Here is a 16,500-nt window from a genome sequence, read left to right on the forward strand (position 1 = left end):
CACCTGAGCCATTCCGACAGGTGGGCCGTCTAAGCTGGCGCGCGATGTTGCAGGAGTGGGGCTGGGGTCTGGTCGTCGCGGTGGTCGCGGTGCTGATCCTTCTGGTCCCCGGGCTCGTGATCACCTTCCCGCTGCGCGTTGGCGTCGTCGCGCGCGCGGCCTCCGCCGGTGTCGGCTCGGTCGTGGCGATCGGTGTCGCCGGCGTCGTCGGCGGGTTTCTCGGCGTTCCGTGGGAGCCGTGGCATCCGCTCGTCCCCGCCCTGATCGGTGCGGGGCTCGTCAAGCTCCTGGCGCCCGCGGGCGCCGCCGCCGGCGAGCGCGACCCCTGGCGGTGGGGCATCGCCCTGAGCTGGGCGCTTTCGGCGGTTGCTCTGGTGCTCGTGACGTTCTCGTCCGTCTCCGAGCCGTCGTACGTCTCTCAGACGTACGACAACGTGTTCCACCTCTCGGCGACGGCGGAGATCCTCGCCGGAGGCGACGCGTCCTCCGTGACCTTGCGTTCGCTCATCCAGCCTGCGTCGACATTTGCGTATTACCCGGCGGCATGGCACACGCTCGTCGCGTCGGTGGCGATGACCACGGGCGCCTCGGTGCCTGTCGCGGCGAACGCCTCCTGGATCGCGGTGGCCGTGGGCATCTGGATGCCGGGGGTGGCATTCCTCACGCAGGTCCTGCTCCGGCCGATCGCCCCCGGCCCGGCGGCTGTGGTCGCGCTGCCCCTCTCGGTCGCGTTCGTCAGCATGCCGTACGGGCTGCTGACGTGGGGCTCGCTCTACCCCACGTTCCTCGCGACGGCCCTGCTTCCGGCCGCGGTGGCGCTGCCCATCGCGATCGCGCGCCGGGCGCGCGAAGCCACCGCGGGCCGGAGGTGGCGTTCGACGGCACTGGGGTCGATCGCCCTGGCCGCGACCGTCTTCGCTTTGGCGTTCGCGCAGCCCCGCGTGATCGCCTCCTGGGCGCTGCTGCTCGTGCCGGCCGCCGCGTTCGCCCTCGTGCGCGTGGCGCGGGATGCCTGGCGCGCCGGGGGGACACAGCGGCGGCGTCTGATGCGTGTCGTGGTGGGCACGGGGATCGTGCTGGCCATCGCCGCCAGCGGCGCTCTGGTCGTCGCGGTGCGCGTGCTGCACGTGTTCGACCGTCCGATCGAAGACAGGCTGGGTGGCCCGCAGGCGCGCGCGACGCAGTCGGTCGCCGAGGGGATTCTCAACGCGCTACTCCAGTCGTGGCCGACGGGGGTGGGCCTTCAGATCACGTTCCCGTCGCTCCTGCTGGCCGCCGCAGTCCTCCTCGGCGCCGTCTTCGCCCTGAGGATTCCGAGGTTGCGGTGGGTGGTGGTCGCCTACGTCGCCGTGATCCTCCTGTTCGCGCTCGCCGCGGGATCCGACGACGTCTTCGCCAAGCTCGTCACGGGGATCTGGTACAAGGACCGGTATCGGCTGTCGTCGTTGATCCCGGTCCTGGGGGTGCCGCTGGCGGCGCTCGGCATCCTCGCGCTCGGCGAACGATTCGCCATCGCCGCGCGCAAGACCTCCGTACGCTCGCGGTCCGCCGCCGTCGTGATGACCGCGGTCGTGGCGGGGGCGTCGTGCGTGGTGCTCATCGCCGGGGGAGTCACGGCGGCCGTCGGCGAGGTGTTCCGGATGCCGGCGGATCGGGCGACCACGGAGGTCGTCTCGCAGGCCGAGATCCAGCTTTTCGAGCGGCTGCCCGACATCGTGCCGGTCGGTCAGCGCGTGCTCGGCGACCCGTGGGACGGGTCGGCGTGGACGCGGGTCTACGGCGATCGTGAGCCCGTCTTCCCGCACGTCAACGGCACCTGGGATGCCGATCGCACGGTGCTCGCACGTGAGTTGACAGCGATCGGCGACGATCCTCGCGTGTGCGATGCCTTGAACCGGTTGCGTGTCCGATTCGTCTTGTACAGCCCGCATGCCCTCGCCGGGGGCGATCCCGCCGGCAACCTCTTCCCGGGCCCGCATGCCGCGGTCGAGGCGGGGCTTTTCACTCCCGTGGCCAGCGAGGGCGACAGCGTGCTGTACCGCATCGATCAGTGCGGTCCGTTGCCCGGCTAGAGCCAGACTGGGCTGCCGGATGCCCGTGATAGCGTCGAAGACACCCGCTTTTCCCTCGTCAGCGTCGCGGCCGTTCCGCTCCATCAGCGGCCGTGTCCTTGCCGCTCGCACCACGCATGGGATCCTCCGTGCCACCGACCGCAGGCGAGCCGGTGCAGGAGACCCGAATGATTTCACCCTTTCCCGTCGCGCGCTCGCGCCCCCCGGTAACGGTGCGACGGCACGACCTCGACGGCCTGCGAGCACTGGCCGTGCTTCTCGTCGCCGTCTACCACGTGTGGATCGGGCGCGTGTCGGGTGGGGTCGACGTGTTCCTTCTGCTTTCCGGGTTCTTCGTCGGCGGCGGCATCGTGCGCTCCGTGCTCCGCGGCGATTTCGCGATCGGATCGTTCCTCGTTCGGACGGGGCGCCGTCTGCTGCCGGTCCTCTTCTTCGTCCTCTTGGTGATCCTCGCCGTGACAGCGATGTTCGCGCCGGTGCCACGGTGGTCCGAGGCCGCCCGCCAAACCTTGGCATCCGCGTTCTCCGTGGAGAACTGGTACCTGGCTGGTTCCGGCCGCGACTACGGTGCGGCCGCCGTGGTGGACTCGCCCAATCAGCACCTCTGGTCGATGTCGGTGCAGATGCAGCTCTTCGTCGCGATGGCCACGGTCGTGGCGATCGTCGCCGTCGTCCTTCGACGACGATCAGTTCAGCCCACCTGGCGCGCGGCGTTTACGGTGACCGCCGTGGCGTGCGGAGCATCCTTCCTCTGGGCGTCGGTAGGGGTGGCGATCGACCCGGCGTGGGCGTACTTCGACACCGTGGGGCGCGCGTGGGAGTTCCTCCTGGGCACGGTGCTCGCCCTGCTCCTCGACCGCGCGCGGTCGACGGGATCGCTGACGACACAACGGGTAGGGCCCGCGGTCGCCACCGTTCTCGCGTGGTGCGGTGTGGCGGCGATCCTCGTGACCGGCCTCGTGGTCGACGGCGGAACCGCGTTCCCGGGCCCGGCAGCGCTTCTTCCGTTGACGGGGGCCGTGCTCCTGGTGCTGTTCCCGGGCGGTCGATGGAGCCCCTCGCGCGTGCTCGCCTGGCGACCGATAGCCGCCGCGGGGATCTACGCGTACGCGTTCTACCTGTGGCACTGGCCCGTTCTGGTCTTCGCCCTGCGTTTGCGCGATGGCGAGGAACTGGGGTGGCTCGCGGGTTCAGCCGTGCTCGGACTCAGCGCGGCACTGGCGTGGGTGAGCGTCCGATTGGTCGACCAGCGCCTCCGTCCCGCCCGGTCTTCCGTACCCGCCGTGGACCCGGCCCCGGCCCGCCCCGTTCGGCGCGCGAATTCCTCTCGCAGCGTCGCGAGCCCGTGGGGGCTCGTCGCCATCGTCGGCTCCCTCGTCGTCGCGGTGCCCGCGGCGTGGCTGACGAACGTCGAAATCGGTCGGGCGCACCTGGGCGACATCGTCGGCGACCTCGACCGGTATCCGGGAGCGTCCGTCGCCGCCTTCCCCGGGCTGTTCTCGTGGGACCCGTCTGACGGCCGCATCCCGTCTTCCGCTCTGGCCGCCGAGGACAAGTCGAAGGCGGTGAGGGATGGCTGCAACTCGGTCGAAGATGAGGTCGTGCTGTGCTCGTACGGCGATCTGAATGCCTCCCGCGTCCTGGCGGTCGTGGGTGGGTCGCACACCGAACAGTGGGCCGATGCTCTTGACACGTTGGGGGAGGAGCACGGGTTTCGCGTCGACACGATGATCAAGTGGAGCTGCGAGCTCGTCGACGGTCGACAGGGCGTGGAGTTCTTCGACGACGCATGCGTGGCGTGGTCCGCGCATGCGCTGAAGACCCTGCTCGAGAGACACCCGGACGCGGTGTTCACCACCGGCACCCGCCCCAACAACACCGACGAGGATCGCCGGGAGATGGTTCCCTGGGCGTACGAGCGGGCCTGGATGCGGCTCGCCGACGCGGGGATACCGATCGTCGCCATCCGCGACAATCCCTGGACCGGCAGCGACCCTGTGGGATGCGTCGTCGACACGTCGATACCGGACGAGGAGTGCGGGATCGCCCGGGCCGCGGTGCTCGACGTGTCTCCTCCGCCCACCCGGATGGACCCCGCCCAGTTGGGACTGCTGCCTCTCGATCTCACGGACGTGATGTGCTCACCGGAATGGTGTGCGTTCTCCCAGGGCGGGCGGCTCGTCTATCGGGATGACCACCACCTCACGAATACGTGGGTGATGTCCACCGTGCCGATTCTTCGTGAACGGATGCTGCCGTTGCTGGGATGGTGACGCGGATACGCTAGCTTTCTCCCAGGGGATTCATAGGCAGGCCGGTTCGCGCGCACCTCCCCACTGTGGAGGGGGAGTTCTCGTGGGTATCCGTTCTGTCCTCGCGGTCGCTGCGGCGGCTCTTCTCACGGGTGCCGTTGCGGCGCCGGCGTACGCCGAGCCCGCGGCTCCGGATTATGTCCGGACGACGTACGACGGGACGATCTACGAGGTCACGGACGACGATGTGGTCCCTTTGACGTTCGAGGAGTGGTCGTCGCTCGGGTTCCCGGGGTTCTCCACGGCATCCACGTCGTTCGAGAAGGTTCTGACGTTCCCCACGGTGACGGCGGTCACGATCTTCGATCGTCCGGGGATGTACCTCGAGGTGGATGTCACGTGGGAGGAGTTCCAGGCCGCGGGCTACCCTCCGGTGGCCGTGCAGCCGTGGGGCCCTGACATCTCGGTGCACAAGTGGGGGACGTCGCCCGAGCTCCTCGCGGAGGATCGCGCGGGCGACATCCTCAAACTCACCTATGACCAGTGGCGCGGCGCGGGCTTTCCGTCTTTCACCGCACTCGAGGGCCGCGGGTTCGTGCACCTGTCGTGGGATGCCAGCGGGGGCATCGCCTACATGTGCGACACCGGCGCCGGAAAGGGCGGCCGCCTCACCTACGAGCAGTGGGTGAGCCTGGGGTCGCCGACGCCGTTGAACGTCACGCGGACCGCGAACGACGTCGTCTTGAGATGGTTCACGGGGCAGGCCCAACTCAACTACATCGGAGCGATGAACTTTCCCTACGACCCGGGGGCGGCCGTTCAGCTTCCAGATGTCCGCCCGCTCACGTACGGAGAGTGGCTCGGCATGGGCTCACCCGCTCCGGTCGACCACATCTCGCCCGCGTCCGCTGACCACTCCTGCCGGTCCGATTCACTGCTCCCGTGGGAGTGACGGCGCACGCGACCCGCGGCGGCTACCCGACGGGCTGAGCCGGGGCCAGCGGCGGCATCGGCCGCCACGACGCGTCGCGCGAGATGCGGCGCCCCTCTCGCAGGCCGCGGAAGAGGTGGCTGGTTCCGCGGAGCTTGCGCTCGACGACGACGAGGCGGATGAGCTCCTTCACGAACGTCAGTGCGGTACCGGCAGTGAACGGCAGGGGCTTGTAGACGCCGAGCTCGCGGTAGTACTTCGCGAGATAGGCGCGGTTGCGCATGATGTAGAACCGGTAGGCGTCGCTCGAGGCGTTCATGTGGCGGATGCCCATGTCCCACTGCTTGATCTCGCGGGTGCGCCGCAGGACGAACTCGTCGACGATCACGGAGTCGGTCACGCGGGACGCGAGCCAGCCGTACAACTGGTCGTCCCAATAGATGAAGAAGCGCGGATCGGGCAGGCCGATTGTCGCCACGACGTCGCGGTGGATGAACATCCCCTCGAAGCATCCCGAGTTCATCGGCTTGAAGCCCGAGGAATCGAATCCCGCGGGCGCGAAGGGGATGGGGATGGCCATCGACTCGGCGACCCGGTACTGCCAGTAGAACTCGCTGCCGTCGTAGTCGTACCGGCGTCCCTGGATGCTGCGGAAGCGCGGGGCCCAGTGGCCCATGCGCGCGAGGCCGTCGGAGACCACCTCGACGTCGTCGTCCATCAGCCAGATCCACTGCGACCCCAGCTCGTACGCCACCCGCATGCCCTCGCTGAAACCTCCGGAGCCGCCGGTGTTGGTGTCGAGTCGTCGGTAGACCAGCTCGGTGGGGAGCCGGTCGCGGAAGGACTCGACGACTTCGGTGGTGTCATCCGTCGACGCGTTGTCGATGATCACGAGGTGGCCGGGGGCCGGCGACATCCGCTCGATGCTCTCAAGCAGCCGGGTCAGTAGCGGCGTCCGGTTGTAGGTGACCACCACGATCGTCGCCGACGCCGGGTCGAAGGGGGAGCTCGGGGGGGCTGGGGTGGCTTCGGCGTGCGAGGTCATAGCAGCCCCGATCATAGCTGGCCCACCTGCGTCCAACCCGTGGCCGTGCGCCCGTCTCGACGGCGACAGCGGCACGGGTCAGGGGCGACGCCGGTTCGCGACGATCGCCGCGTGAAACTCACCGCGCTCGATCGCGATGCTCTGCTCGGCGGGACCCACGCCCACGAGAGGGGATTGTTTGATCTTTGCTCCGAAGAGCACCACGAACAGCCAGCCCCACAGCAGCAGCGGAGCGGAGTCGGTGAGACCCTGCACGACCAGGAGTGCTCCGATCAGCGTCGGCAGCAGAGTCAAGGGGGAGTAGGGGCGGTCGTCGCGCAGATCCCACCGCGGACGATCGATCGCGAAGAACCACGACCGCCACACGTAGGCGAGGAACACGAGCGCCAGCAGCACGACTCCCACGCCCCCGAGCTGGAAGTAGGCGTCGAGCCACATGCTGTGCGCCTGCGCCACCGTCTGTCCGTGATCGACGATCCATCCGTCGATGAGGGGTTCGGAAGCCAGCCACGGAGTCGAGAAGCCACAGCCGAGGAAGGGATGCTGGTCGGCGCGGGCGAGCACATCAGCCCAGACGCCTTCGCGTCCCGTCAGATCCGCACCCCGCCCGAGGAGCCCGAAGATCCCCTCGCGCCCGAACCACAGCGCGGCACCGCCGCCCACGCCGATGAGGGCGTACAGCACGTACCACCGGGTGCGCTCGCCGGGTCGACGTGCCGTGCGCATGACCAGCACGGTCGCGAGCACGAGGGCGACGAAGGCCGCGGCGACGACGGCCGTGACGGAGCCGGCGCGGAAGAACAGGAAAGCGGCGACGGCGATCCACCCCCACAGCAGCGAACGGCGCGGAGCTCGAGCGGCATAGCGGATGCCGAAGACGATGATCGCGACGACCATCACGGCACCCAGCAGGTCGGCGTTTCCGAAGATGCCCCGGAGGGGGCCGCCGTCGAAGAGGTTGCCGGCGGACCACGGCGCGATCGGATCCGCGTCGCTCTCCGCCATGACGAAGCCGGGAAGGAGGGGCCCGCGTACGAAGAGCGCCACGGCGAGTTCGAACAGCAGCGATGACGCGACGATCCACTTGGCGGCGGATGCCACGGCGCCCACGACGTCGCGCCACGTCAGGACGGCGCCGATGAACAGGCCCTGGAGGGTCGTGACGACCAGGAGGAGCCAGGTGAGGAGGGATGCCGCCGGCCACGCACTCCAGATGATCGACAGACCCGCCCAGGCGACGTAGCCGAACGCGAGGAAGGGCAGGCGTCGCAGTGCCACCGGAGGGCGGATCGAGGCCCACACCGCGCCCGACACGACCGCGGAGGCGAGGGCCACGATGCCGGCGGCGGTGGGGCCGATGGCGTGGACGACGCCGACGCCGCCCAGCGCGAGGACGAGGACGACGACGCACCACGCGCGCAGCAGAAGATGCCCCGTCGTCTCGCGCGGCGGCGCGGTCGGCAGCGCCGAGACCGGGTGGGTGGTGTGCATCGCCATCGTGAGTTCAGGCTACCGCCCGTCCGCTCGGGAGCCGAGGGTCGCGACGCTAGGCTGACGCCCGTGCTGATCGAGATCTCGAACACTCCCCGTGACTACGCGTGGGGCAGCTCCACGCTCATCGCCGGCCTCGAGGGCCGGACGCCCTCCGGGGCTCCCGAGGCCGAGGTGTGGTTCGGGGATCACCCCGGGTCGCCCGCGCTCGTGCACGACGGCTCCGATCGGACCCTCGACGCCTGGCTGTCCGAGCACGCGGCCGCCGCGGGCGTGCCCGCCCGGCTTCCCTATCTCTTGAAGCTCCTGGCGGCGGGGGCGCCGCTGTCGATTCAGGTGCATCCGTCGAAGGATCAGGCCGTCGCCGGTTTCGCCCGGGAGGAAGCTGCCGGGGTGCCGCGCGAAGCGGGGGACCGCAACTACAAGGACGACAATCACAAGCCCGAGGTCATCGTCGCGCTGAGCGACACCTTCACCGCGCTGGCGGGACTGCGCGATCTCGGCGCCACTCGACGGCTGCTCGCGACGCTCGGCGAGAGCGACGGGGTCCGCGCCCTTCGTGAGCGACTGGATGCCACGGAGCCCGCCGACGCTCTGCGCGCGGCGATCGGGTGGGTGCTGGGGGAGGCGGACGTCGCCCTTGTCGAGCAGATCATCGAGGCCGCGGCATCCGCGGAGTCCGACGAGTTCGCCGCCGAGTCAAAGCTGACTCGCACGCTGGCGTCCGCCTACCCCGCCGATCCGGGCATCGTCGTCGCGCTGCTGATGAACCTCGTCGAACTGCGACGCGGTGAAGCGATCTTCGTTCCGGCGGGGGTGCTGCACGCTTACGTCGGGGGCCTGGGGGTGGAGATCATGGCCGCCAGCGACAACGTGCTGCGCGGTGGCCTGACCCCCAAGCACATCGACGTGGCGGAGCTGCTCACCCTCGTCGACTTCCGGCCCGCGGCCCCGCCGGTCCTCGCGGCGCGCGACGCGGGCGAGGGGGTCGAACTGTTCGCACCCGGCATCCCCGACTTCTCGTTGGCGCACGTGACCGGTGCCGGAACGGTCGACCTCGACGGCGTGTCCATCGCCCTGTCGGTCGACGGCGAGGCCGTGGTCACCGGCGCTTCGGGAACGCGTGTCGCTCTCGCGCCGGGACGGGCCGCGGTTCTCACCCCGGACGAGTCTCCGGTAGCAATCGCGGGTGGTGAGGTGTTCGTCGCGATGCCGGGGAAATGACGCGCGACACGCCGAGACGCCGTCGTGAAGGTTCACCTCGCCCTTGAGGGTTTACGATCCGCGACTTGACCAAACCGAATGACACGGGTGTAATTACTCGTACGCGGCAGCGTCTGGGATCGAACGAGGGGGAGGACGAGATGGCGACATCGCAGTACCGGTCCGGTGTCCCGGACAACTGGTTCGTCGATCCGGTAGACCTCGGTGTCCCCGGCGTCCGGCGTGACATCGATGCCACCGAAGAGAACACTCTCGCCTGGCAGACCGATGCCCTGTGTGCGCAGACCGATCCCGAGGCCTTCTTCCCCGAGAAGGGCGGCTCGACCCGTGACGCCAAGCGCATCTGCACCTCGTGCGATGTGCGCTCCGAATGCCTCGAGTACGCTCTGCAGAACGACGAGCGCTTCGGCATCTGGGGCGGCCTCAGCGAGCGCGAGCGTCGCAAGCTCAAGCGTCGCGCCTGACACACGGCATCCGTTTTCCTTTCCTGAGGATCCAGGGCGGATCGGCGCGGCGTCCGCGATCACCGAGCCCCCCGCCTAGGCTGACCACGCCATGCCCGCCCGTGTACACGCCGTCCTCGTGGTCCGCCCCGAAGGGCGCATCCCCACCGCCCCTCATCTCACGCGCACCCTCGATGCGCTGGCCGCTCAGACGCGTCCGGTGGACGCGCTCACCATCGTGCTGTGCGGGAACGACCCCGCGCTGACCCGCATCGCGGCGGAGTCGGGCGCTGAGGGAGTCATCACGGCATCGGCGGGCACGTCCTTCGCCGCGGCGACGGCCCTGGCCACACCCCGTCTGACGGGGGATGCCGTCTGGCTCCTGGCCCAGGACACTGCGCCTGACCCCGACGCCCTCCTGCGTCTGGCCGGGGCGCTGGAGCTGTCGTCGTCACTCGCGCTTGCCGCTCCCAAGCTCGTGGCGTGGGACGACCCGGCCGAGATCGTCTCCCTCGGCGTGAGCATGACCCGCTACGGTCGCGCCGTCGAACTGGCCGCGGGTGAGCTCGACCAGGGCCAGCGCGACGGAGACGCCGACGTGCTCGGTGCGGACGTGCGCGGCATGCTCGTGCGCCGAGAATCGTGGCGGGCGCTCGGCGGCCTCGACCCGGCGCTCGGCGGCGCGGACGAAGGCCTCGATCTCGCGGTCCGGGCGCGGCTCGCGGCCGACCGGGTGTCGCTCGTGCCCGCCGCGCGAGTCGCCGTCGCGGGCGACGGTGTCGCGGCGATGGCGCGCGGGCGCAAGTTCGCCCGGCGCCGGGCGTTCTCCGAGCGCACCGCGGCGCTCCACCGCCGCCTGGCATACGCGCCCGCGGCGACCGTCCTTCTGCACTGGTTGTCGTTGCTGCCGCTCGCGCTCTGGCGCACGATCGCCCACTTGGTCGGCAAGGTCCCGCACAAGGTGATCCCCGAGTTGGCGGCGACCCTGCTCGTCATGGTCAGGGTTGCCGCGGTCGCCCGCGCGCGGCGCCGGATCCGGGCGGTGCGGACCGTGGGATGGTCACGGCTCGCCGCCCTCCGCGTGTCGCGGTCCGAGATGCGGCTGCGGTGGGAGAGCGACGCCGTCGAGAGCGACGCCCCGGTGCGATCCGAACTCCGCTTCTTCGTCGGCGGCGGAGCCTGGGCCGTCCTGGGGGCGCTCGCCGTCTCCGCTCTGCTGTTCGCCCCGCTCCTGGCGTGGCCCGTGCTCGGTGGGGGCGGCCTCGAACCGTTGCGCGCGACGGTCGCGCAACTCTGGCAGGACGCCGCGTGGGGTGCGCGCCCGCTGGGGCTGGACGTCGTCGGTCCGGCGGACCCGTTCTCGGCCCTGCTGGCCCTGATCGGCTCGCTGTCGCCGGCGGAGCCGTCGCGCGCGCTCGTCGTGCTGTGGATCCTCGCCCTGCCGCTGGCGGTTCTGGGTGGGTGGTTCGCCGCCACCCGCGTCACCGAGTCCTCCCTCCTCCGCATCACCGCCGCGTTCGCGTGGGCACTGGCCCCGACCTTCCTGGCGGCGATCGTCGAGGGACGTCCCGCACCGCTGCTCCTTCATCTGCTGCTGCCCTGGCTGTTCTTCGCGGCGAGTGTGGCGCACCGATCGTGGGCGCCCGCGGGAGCGGCATCCATCGTTCTCGTCGCCGTGCTCGCCTGCGCGCCCTCGCTGGCGCCGGCGGTCGTGGTGCTGTGGTCGGCCGCCCTCGTCGTGGTGGCGCTCGTCGCGCCGCGCGGGATCGCTCGGGTCGTCTGGTTGCTCGTGCCGTCGATCGTGGTGTTCGCCCCGCTGATCTGGACGCAGGTCAGGCTCGGCAACGCGTGGGGGCTCCTGGCCGACCCGGGCGTGCCGTTCGCCGGAGACGAAGCCACCGCCGATCCGCTCGGGCGCGCTCTGGTCGCGGCCGGGTTCCCCAGCGCCGACCCGGGTGGCTGGGCGGCCCTGACCGATGGCCCGGTGTGGTGGGTGGGTCTGCTCGTGGCCCCCCTGGCGGCGCTCGCGCTGCTCGCGGTTCTGACCCCCCGTTGGCTCACCGCGACGGGCTTGCTGCTGATCGCCGCGACCGGGTTGGCGACGGCGTTCGCCGCGGTCGGGATAGCGGTCTCGTTCGATCACGCGACGCCGGTGGCGCTGTGGCCCGGTTTGGGCCTGAGCCTGGCGTGGATCGGCGTGGTGGGGGCGGCGGTCACGGCCCTGGACGCCGGCATCGTCGAGCGCGTGCGTGCACTGCGACCGATCGGCGCCGTGCTGGCGCTCGTCGCGCTGATCGTCGCGGTCGCTCCGTCATTAACCGCGATGACGCCCGAGACGCCGCGCGCCGCGCTCACCAACGGCCCCGTCTCGACCCTTCCGGCGTTCGTGGCGGCGGAGGGGCGCGGCTCGACAGCGGTGGGGACCATCGTCCTCGATCCGCGTGCCGACGGACTGCGCGTCGACGTGGTCTGGGGCGGAAGCTCGACCCTCTCCGGGCAGAGCACTCTCGAAGCCACGCGCACCGAGGCTCGCCCCGCCGACCAGGAACTGGCCTCGTTGGCCGCGGACCTGGTGACACCGTCCTCCCAGGATGCCGTCGCCGCACTCGCCGCCCGCGGTATCGGTTTCGTCCTGCTCGAGCCCGGCCCCGCGGGTGAGGACGACGTCATCCGGGGAGCCCGCCTGAGTGCGGCCACCTCGCTCGACCAACGGGACACCCTCGACGGCGTGGGCGCGACCGCGCGCGGCGACCTGTGGCGGGTGACGACGGCCGTGGAGCCTCGCGCCGCCCTCAGCGCTCAACAGGTGCGTCTGCAGCAACTCGTGGCGGCGGGGTCGCTCGGCGTGCTCGCCGTGGCCCTGCTCCTGGCCGTTCCCACGGCCGCGTCGCGCCGCGTCGCGCGCCGCACCCCGCGCACCGTCGGTATCGTCCGGGGAGGTTCTCGATGAGCGACCGTCGCGTGGCCCGGTGGGCCACCACCAGTGCCCGCGTCATCGCGGGGAGCGCCGTCGCGGCGGCCGTCGTCGTCGGAACCGTCGCCGGCATCGCCGCCCCGTGGCCCACCAGGGTCGCCGATCCCGTCCGCGTGCAGGTGACGCCGGCCCCGTCCGACACGGTTCTGGCGTGCGACGGTCCCCTCTTCGCTCTCGGTCGCACCGCCGAGTCCGCCGGAGGGCTGAGCGTCGCCGCCGCGCAGGACATCGTCGCCGGTCCCGATTCGGCCGGGGCGGAGACGTCGCGTCTGACGGGAGCGACCGGCGACGGATCGGGGGATGCCACGGCGTTCCGCGCGTCCCCGACGGACCGCACGGCCACCGCGTACGCCGCCGCCGGGTCGGCCACGGCCGCCTCGAGCGACCTCATCGGCTTCAGCGCTTCCGCCTGCCGGCCGCCCCTCGCGGAGTCGTGGCTCGTCGCCGGCGCCAGCACGACGGGAGCGAACGATCTCGTGATCCTCAGCAACCCGGGCGACGTGGCGGCGACGGTGCAGCTGTCGATCTATGGGGCGCAAGGCGTGTCGTCGCCGCCCTCGGGTGCGGACATCGTCGTTCCCGCCCGCGGCCAGCGCGTGATCCCTCTGGCGGGACTGCTGCTCGGTGAGGAGAGCCCGGTCGTGCGTGTCGTCGCCACCGGCGCACCGGTCCGAGCGTCCCTGCAGGCCACTCTCACCCGCGTGCTGCTGCCCGGCGGCAGCGATCAAGCCGCGCCCCTCGCCCAGGCAGCGACGTCACTCGTCCTCCCCGGCGTGCAGGTGCTCACGAGCGGCGGAGGGGATACCAGTGCGCTCCTGCGGCTCCTCTCTCCCGGGACGGACGCGTCGGCAACGGTCACGATCACGCCCGTGGGCGGTGACACCCCGGCCGAGGAGCCGCGGACGATCGACCTCCCCGCCGCGACACCCACCTCGCTCGACCTGTCCGGACTCGCGCCCGGCGCCTACACCGTCTCCGTCGAGGCGACGCAGCCGATCGTCGGCGGCGCGTGGTCGACCACGGGGTTCGGCGAGGGCGCCGACTTCGCCTGGTACGCCCCGGCCCCGGCCTTCCCGGCATCCGGTCTCGTGGCCGTCGCCCCCGGTGCGGGCGGATCGCTCGTCATCTCCGCGGATGCCGCCGGGGGAGCCGCCTCCGTGACACTGACACCGCTGGCGGGCGGCGACCCGCTCACCGTGTCGGTGCCCGCGGGCGGGTCCGCGGCGGCGAGCGTGGCCGCCGGAGTGTACGAGCTGGCGCCCGATCGACCCGTCCACGTCGCGATGTCGTACTCGGCGCCGGGAGCGCTCGCCGGTTATCCGCTCTGGCCGGCGGACGCCGCCGCGGGAGCCCTCACGGTTCTGCCGTGAGCCGGTAGCCGTCAGAGCCCCGACACGGGCTCAGAGGAAGCGGAAACGCTCGGAGCCCAGATCCCATGGGTCGCGGTCGAGATACTCCGCGGCCGCCCGGAAGACGGCCGCTTCGATCATCATGCGACGGTGCAGGTCGTCGTCGATGTGCGGGTGCCCGAGGCGTTCGATCGGTACGCGGTAGAGGATGATGCGCTTCTGCTCCCGCAGCACCTGCCAGCGCGGAATCGCTCCGGTCGCGGCGGGGGGCATGATGCCGATCTCGAAAGACACCTCGCGCAGGTCGCTCCACGCGGAGCGCAGGAACTCGGCCGCGGTACTCACCGCGACGTCGAACCGCTCGATTCGCGTGTCCAGCGGCGGGAGCGGCGGCCGGACGACGGGGCTGCGGTTCTCGCGACCGTGGCGGCCGTGGCGCGAGGGGCGCGCGACCGGCCGGGCCTCACGGGTTCGACGACGCATGCGCCCATCCTACGTTCGTCGGGGCGGCCGAGCGGTCCGCTGCCCGGCTGCGCGCCGACCCGCCCCGGTCCGCGGCGGCGCGGCGTCGACGGCCGCGCGCCGGGTCGGCCTAGGCTGACCCCCGATGCGCGACAGACTCTGCTCGAAGGTGGCCTGCGCCCGCGAGGCGGTGAGCACCCTCACGTACGACTACGGCGACCAGATGGCCGCCCTCGGCCCGCTCGGTCGGGCCGGAGATCCGCACGCCCACGATCTGTGCGCCCTGCACGCCGATCGCCTCTCGGTTCCGCGCGGCTGGGTTGTCGTGCGGCACGAGACGCTGCGCACCTGACGCTGTCGCGCCGCGCCTCACGCCTGACGCCGTCGCGCTCACGCGGGGGTGGTGAGGGCGGCGGCGCGCTCGTTCTCCAGAAGCAGGGCGCGGTATTCGCGCTCGCGTCGGACGGCCGCCACGGCGCGGACCAAGGTCTCGGGGTCGACGGCGGGAAGAGGCGCGACGTAGGGCCTCACCGCATCCGCGAGACCCGCGGCCACGCGCGCGCGGGCGGCCGGTTCGAGGCTGTCGGCCCCGCGCACGAATTGCGCCATCCGCGCCGCCACACGGTCGGGGAGCCGTGACACGTCGGCGACCGCCGCCCACCCTTCCATCGCCGGCGGGATACCCGGCGCGGCGGCCGGCAGGGGGCGGGTGCGGGTCCGTTCGGATGCCGTTCCCGCCAGCAGGTCGCCCAGCCGCTGCGCCCGCGGGGTGAACATGCCGACGATCGCCGCGATGCCGCCGATCGTGAACCACAGTTCCAGCACACCGACGAGCGCGCGAATGAACGCCTGTCGGAAGCCGGCGGCCCCGCCGTCGACGCGCACGATGCGACCCCCGACCGCCCAGCGGCCCAGGCTGCGCCCGCGCGAGAGCGTCTCGACGGTGGTGGGGACCACGACCATCACGACCACGAGGAGGGCGACGAACCCGATGCGCAGGGTGCTGTCGGGGATCGTTCCGCTCGCGACGAGCGCCGTGAGCAACAGCGCGCCCGCGATCAGCAGCACGATGCCCGCGACCATGTCGATGAGGCATCCGACCGCCCTCAGGAAGAACCCGAGCGGCTGGATGTCGAGCGCGACGGCTTCTCCGGTGAGCGTCTCGTCCTCCGCGGCGTGCACGCGCACGGTGGCGGGAGTCGGGACCGTCGGGGATGCCGCGGGGGATGCCATGCGTACAGTTGACCACATGGACCTCGACGCCCTCACGGCTGCCCGGCGGCAGGAGTGGGCGCGACTGGATGAGCTGGGCCGGACGCGGCGACTGACCGGGCCGGAGGTCGACGAACTCGTCACCCGGTATCGCGCCGCCTCGGCGGACCTCGCCGACATCAAGACCTCGGCGGGGCGGACGCCGCAGGGGGACTACGTCTCGATCCTCCTCGCGCGCACCCGGCTGCGGCTCACCGGGGTTCGCGAGAACGTGCTGCGCCAGGCGCCGCGCTTCTTCCTCCGGCAGCTTCCCGCCGCCCTCTATCGCGTCCGCTGGACGACGATGGCCATCGCCCTCGCCTTCCTCGTCGTGGCGACGCTCGTCGCGCTGTGGATCTCGTCGGACCCGCAGGCGGTGGCGGCGCTGGGCTCGCGGAGCCAACTGCAGAACTACGCCGACGAACAGTTCGTGCAGTACTACCGCGAGAACCCCAACGCGATCTTCGCCGGCACGGTGTGGACGAACAATGCCTGGATCGCGGCGCAGTGCGTGCTGTTCGGCGTTACCGGCTTCTGGCCGCTGATGGTGATGATGCAGAACGCCGTCGGGGTGGGATCGTCGGCGGCGATCATGATCGCGTTCGACCGCGCCGACGTGTTCTTCCAGTTCATCCTCCCGCACGGGCTCCTCGAGCTCACGGCGATCTTCGTCGCCGGGGCCGCGGGGTTGCACATCTTCTGGGCGTGGGTGGCGCCGGGCCGTCGCACGCGCGCGGCGGCGCTCGCGGCGGAGGGTCGCGCGCTGGCGACGGTGGCGGTGGGGCTGGTGTTCGCCCTCGGTCTCTCGGGGCTCGTCGAGGGGTTCGTCACGCCGTCGATGCTGCCGTGGCAGGTCAAGGTGGCGATCGGCGCGGTGGCTCTCGGCGTCTTCCTGGCGTACATGCTCGTGCTCGGCCGGCGCGCCTTCCGGGCGGGGGAGACGGGCGACGTCACCGAGTACGAGGGCGGCACTCCGACGCTCACCTCGGGCTGAGGCATCCGAGAT

At 71.4% G+C, this 16,500-nt stretch carries 13 protein-coding genes; 9 read left to right on the forward strand and 4 right to left on the reverse strand.

Annotation, left to right across the window (positions count from 1 at the left end):
• Positions 1 to 44: 44 nt before the first annotated feature.
• From AC3WLZ_RS04305 to AC3WLZ_RS04315, 3 genes are all read left to right on the forward strand, one after another.
• Positions 45 to 2,072 carry a DUF6541 family protein gene (locus AC3WLZ_RS04305; protein WP_492469199.1) on the forward strand — a complete coding sequence of 676 codons (2,028 nt, stop codon included), beginning with the start codon at positions 45 to 47 and terminating at the stop codon, positions 2,070 to 2,072.
• 167 nt (positions 2,073 to 2,239) lie between these two features.
• Positions 2,240 to 4,345 (forward strand): acyltransferase family protein, encoded by a 2,106-nt coding sequence (locus AC3WLZ_RS04310; protein ID WP_492469201.1) that lies wholly within the window; start codon positions 2,240 to 2,242, stop codon positions 4,343 to 4,345.
• An 82-nt stretch (positions 4,346 to 4,427) separates the two neighbouring features.
• A complete protein-coding gene (locus tag AC3WLZ_RS04315) occupies positions 4,428 to 5,276 on the forward strand; it encodes a hypothetical protein (RefSeq protein ID WP_492469202.1) in 849 nt (282 codons plus the stop codon).
• A 22-nt stretch (positions 5,277 to 5,298) separates the two neighbouring features.
• Here AC3WLZ_RS04315 and AC3WLZ_RS04320 read toward each other — a convergent pair whose 3' ends face one another.
• A complete protein-coding gene (locus AC3WLZ_RS04320) occupies positions 5,299 to 6,300 on the reverse strand; it encodes a glycosyltransferase family 2 protein (protein ID WP_492469203.1) in 1,002 nt (333 codons plus the stop codon).
• 78 nt (positions 6,301 to 6,378) lie between these two features.
• Complete coding sequence (locus AC3WLZ_RS04325; RefSeq protein ID WP_492469204.1) at positions 6,379 to 7,797, reverse strand: O-antigen ligase family protein; 1,419 nt, start codon at positions 7,795 to 7,797, stop codon at positions 6,379 to 6,381.
• A 63-nt stretch (positions 7,798 to 7,860) separates the two neighbouring features.
• On the opposite strand from AC3WLZ_RS04325, the gene manA reads away from it, so the two are divergent.
• From manA to AC3WLZ_RS04345, 4 genes are all read left to right on the forward strand, one after another.
• A complete protein-coding gene (gene manA / locus AC3WLZ_RS04330; protein ID WP_412923862.1) occupies positions 7,861 to 9,015 on the forward strand; it encodes a mannose-6-phosphate isomerase, class I in 1,155 nt (384 codons plus the stop codon).
• Positions 9,016 to 9,155: 140 nt separating this feature from the next.
• Positions 9,156 to 9,479, forward strand: a complete 324-nt coding sequence (locus AC3WLZ_RS04335; protein WP_492470941.1) for a WhiB family transcriptional regulator — start codon at positions 9,156 to 9,158, stop codon at positions 9,477 to 9,479.
• A gap of 91 nt (positions 9,480 to 9,570) precedes the next feature.
• Complete coding sequence (locus AC3WLZ_RS04340; protein WP_492469206.1) at positions 9,571 to 12,408, forward strand: glycosyltransferase; 2,838 nt, start codon at positions 9,571 to 9,573, stop codon at positions 12,406 to 12,408.
• Positions 12,405 to 13,802: a DUF5719 family protein gene (locus AC3WLZ_RS04345; protein ID WP_412923864.1), complete on the forward strand. Its 1,398-nt coding sequence runs from the start codon at positions 12,405 to 12,407 to the stop codon at positions 13,800 to 13,802. The genes AC3WLZ_RS04340 and AC3WLZ_RS04345 overlap by 4 nt, the downstream gene beginning before the upstream one ends.
• A gap of 30 nt (positions 13,803 to 13,832) precedes the next feature.
• Here AC3WLZ_RS04345 and AC3WLZ_RS04350 read toward each other — a convergent pair whose 3' ends face one another.
• Entirely contained in the window at positions 13,833 to 14,264 is a 432-nt protein-coding gene (locus AC3WLZ_RS04350; RefSeq protein WP_412923865.1) for a hypothetical protein, read from the reverse strand.
• Positions 14,265 to 14,388: 124 nt separating this feature from the next.
• Between AC3WLZ_RS04350 and AC3WLZ_RS04355 the strand changes: the two genes are divergently transcribed.
• Positions 14,389 to 14,595, forward strand: a complete 207-nt coding sequence (locus AC3WLZ_RS04355; RefSeq protein WP_412923866.1) for a DUF3499 family protein — start codon at positions 14,389 to 14,391, stop codon at positions 14,593 to 14,595.
• A gap of 38 nt (positions 14,596 to 14,633) precedes the next feature.
• On the opposite strand, the gene AC3WLZ_RS04360 is transcribed toward AC3WLZ_RS04355, so the two are convergent.
• Positions 14,634 to 15,476, reverse strand: coding sequence for an RDD family protein (locus tag AC3WLZ_RS04360; RefSeq protein WP_492469207.1), 843 nt, complete (start codon positions 15,474 to 15,476; stop codon positions 14,634 to 14,636).
• Positions 15,477 to 15,492: 16 nt separating this feature from the next.
• Here AC3WLZ_RS04360 and AC3WLZ_RS04365 point away from each other — a divergent pair, with 16 nt between their 5' ends.
• The gene (locus AC3WLZ_RS04365) at positions 15,493 to 16,488 is read left to right on the forward strand and encodes a stage II sporulation protein M (protein ID WP_492469208.1); all 996 of its coding nucleotides are present in this window, start codon (positions 15,493 to 15,495) and stop codon (positions 16,486 to 16,488) included.
• Positions 16,489 to 16,500 lie beyond the last annotated feature (12 nt).

It is taken from the genome of Microbacterium sp. FW305-3-2-15-F-LB2, from assembly GCF_058787255.1.

What these genes read in the sequence shown, in the direction of transcription:
- AC3WLZ_RS04305 (WP_492469199.1), top strand. Translation starts at nt 45, where the DNA reads ATGTTGCAGGAGTGGGGCTGGGGTCTGGTCGTCGCGGTGGTCGCGGTG.
- AC3WLZ_RS04310 (WP_492469201.1), top strand. Translation starts at nt 2,240, where the DNA reads ATGATTTCACCCTTTCCCGTCGCGCGCTCGCGCCCCCCGGTAACGGTG.
- AC3WLZ_RS04320 (WP_492469203.1), bottom strand. Translation starts at nt 6,300, where the DNA reads ATGACCTCGCACGCCGAAGCCACCCCAGCCCCCCCGAGCTCCCCCTTC.
- AC3WLZ_RS04325 (WP_492469204.1), bottom strand. Translation starts at nt 7,797, where the DNA reads ATGGCGATGCACACCACCCACCCGGTCTCGGCGCTGCCGACCGCGCCG.
- AC3WLZ_RS04335 (WP_492470941.1), top strand. Translation starts at nt 9,156, where the DNA reads ATGGCGACATCGCAGTACCGGTCCGGTGTCCCGGACAACTGGTTCGTC.
- AC3WLZ_RS04340 (WP_492469206.1), top strand. Translation starts at nt 9,571, where the DNA reads ATGCCCGCCCGTGTACACGCCGTCCTCGTGGTCCGCCCCGAAGGGCGC.
- AC3WLZ_RS04345 (WP_412923864.1), top strand. Translation starts at nt 12,405, where the DNA reads ATGAGCGACCGTCGCGTGGCCCGGTGGGCCACCACCAGTGCCCGCGTC.
- AC3WLZ_RS04350 (WP_412923865.1), bottom strand. Translation starts at nt 14,264, where the DNA reads ATGCGTCGTCGAACCCGTGAGGCCCGGCCGGTCGCGCGCCCCTCGCGC.
- AC3WLZ_RS04355 (WP_412923866.1), top strand. Translation starts at nt 14,389, where the DNA reads ATGCGCGACAGACTCTGCTCGAAGGTGGCCTGCGCCCGCGAGGCGGTG.
- AC3WLZ_RS04360 (WP_492469207.1), bottom strand. Translation starts at nt 15,476, where the DNA reads ATGGCATCCCCCGCGGCATCCCCGACGGTCCCGACTCCCGCCACCGTG.
- AC3WLZ_RS04365 (WP_492469208.1), top strand. Translation starts at nt 15,493, where the DNA reads ATGGACCTCGACGCCCTCACGGCTGCCCGGCGGCAGGAGTGGGCGCGA.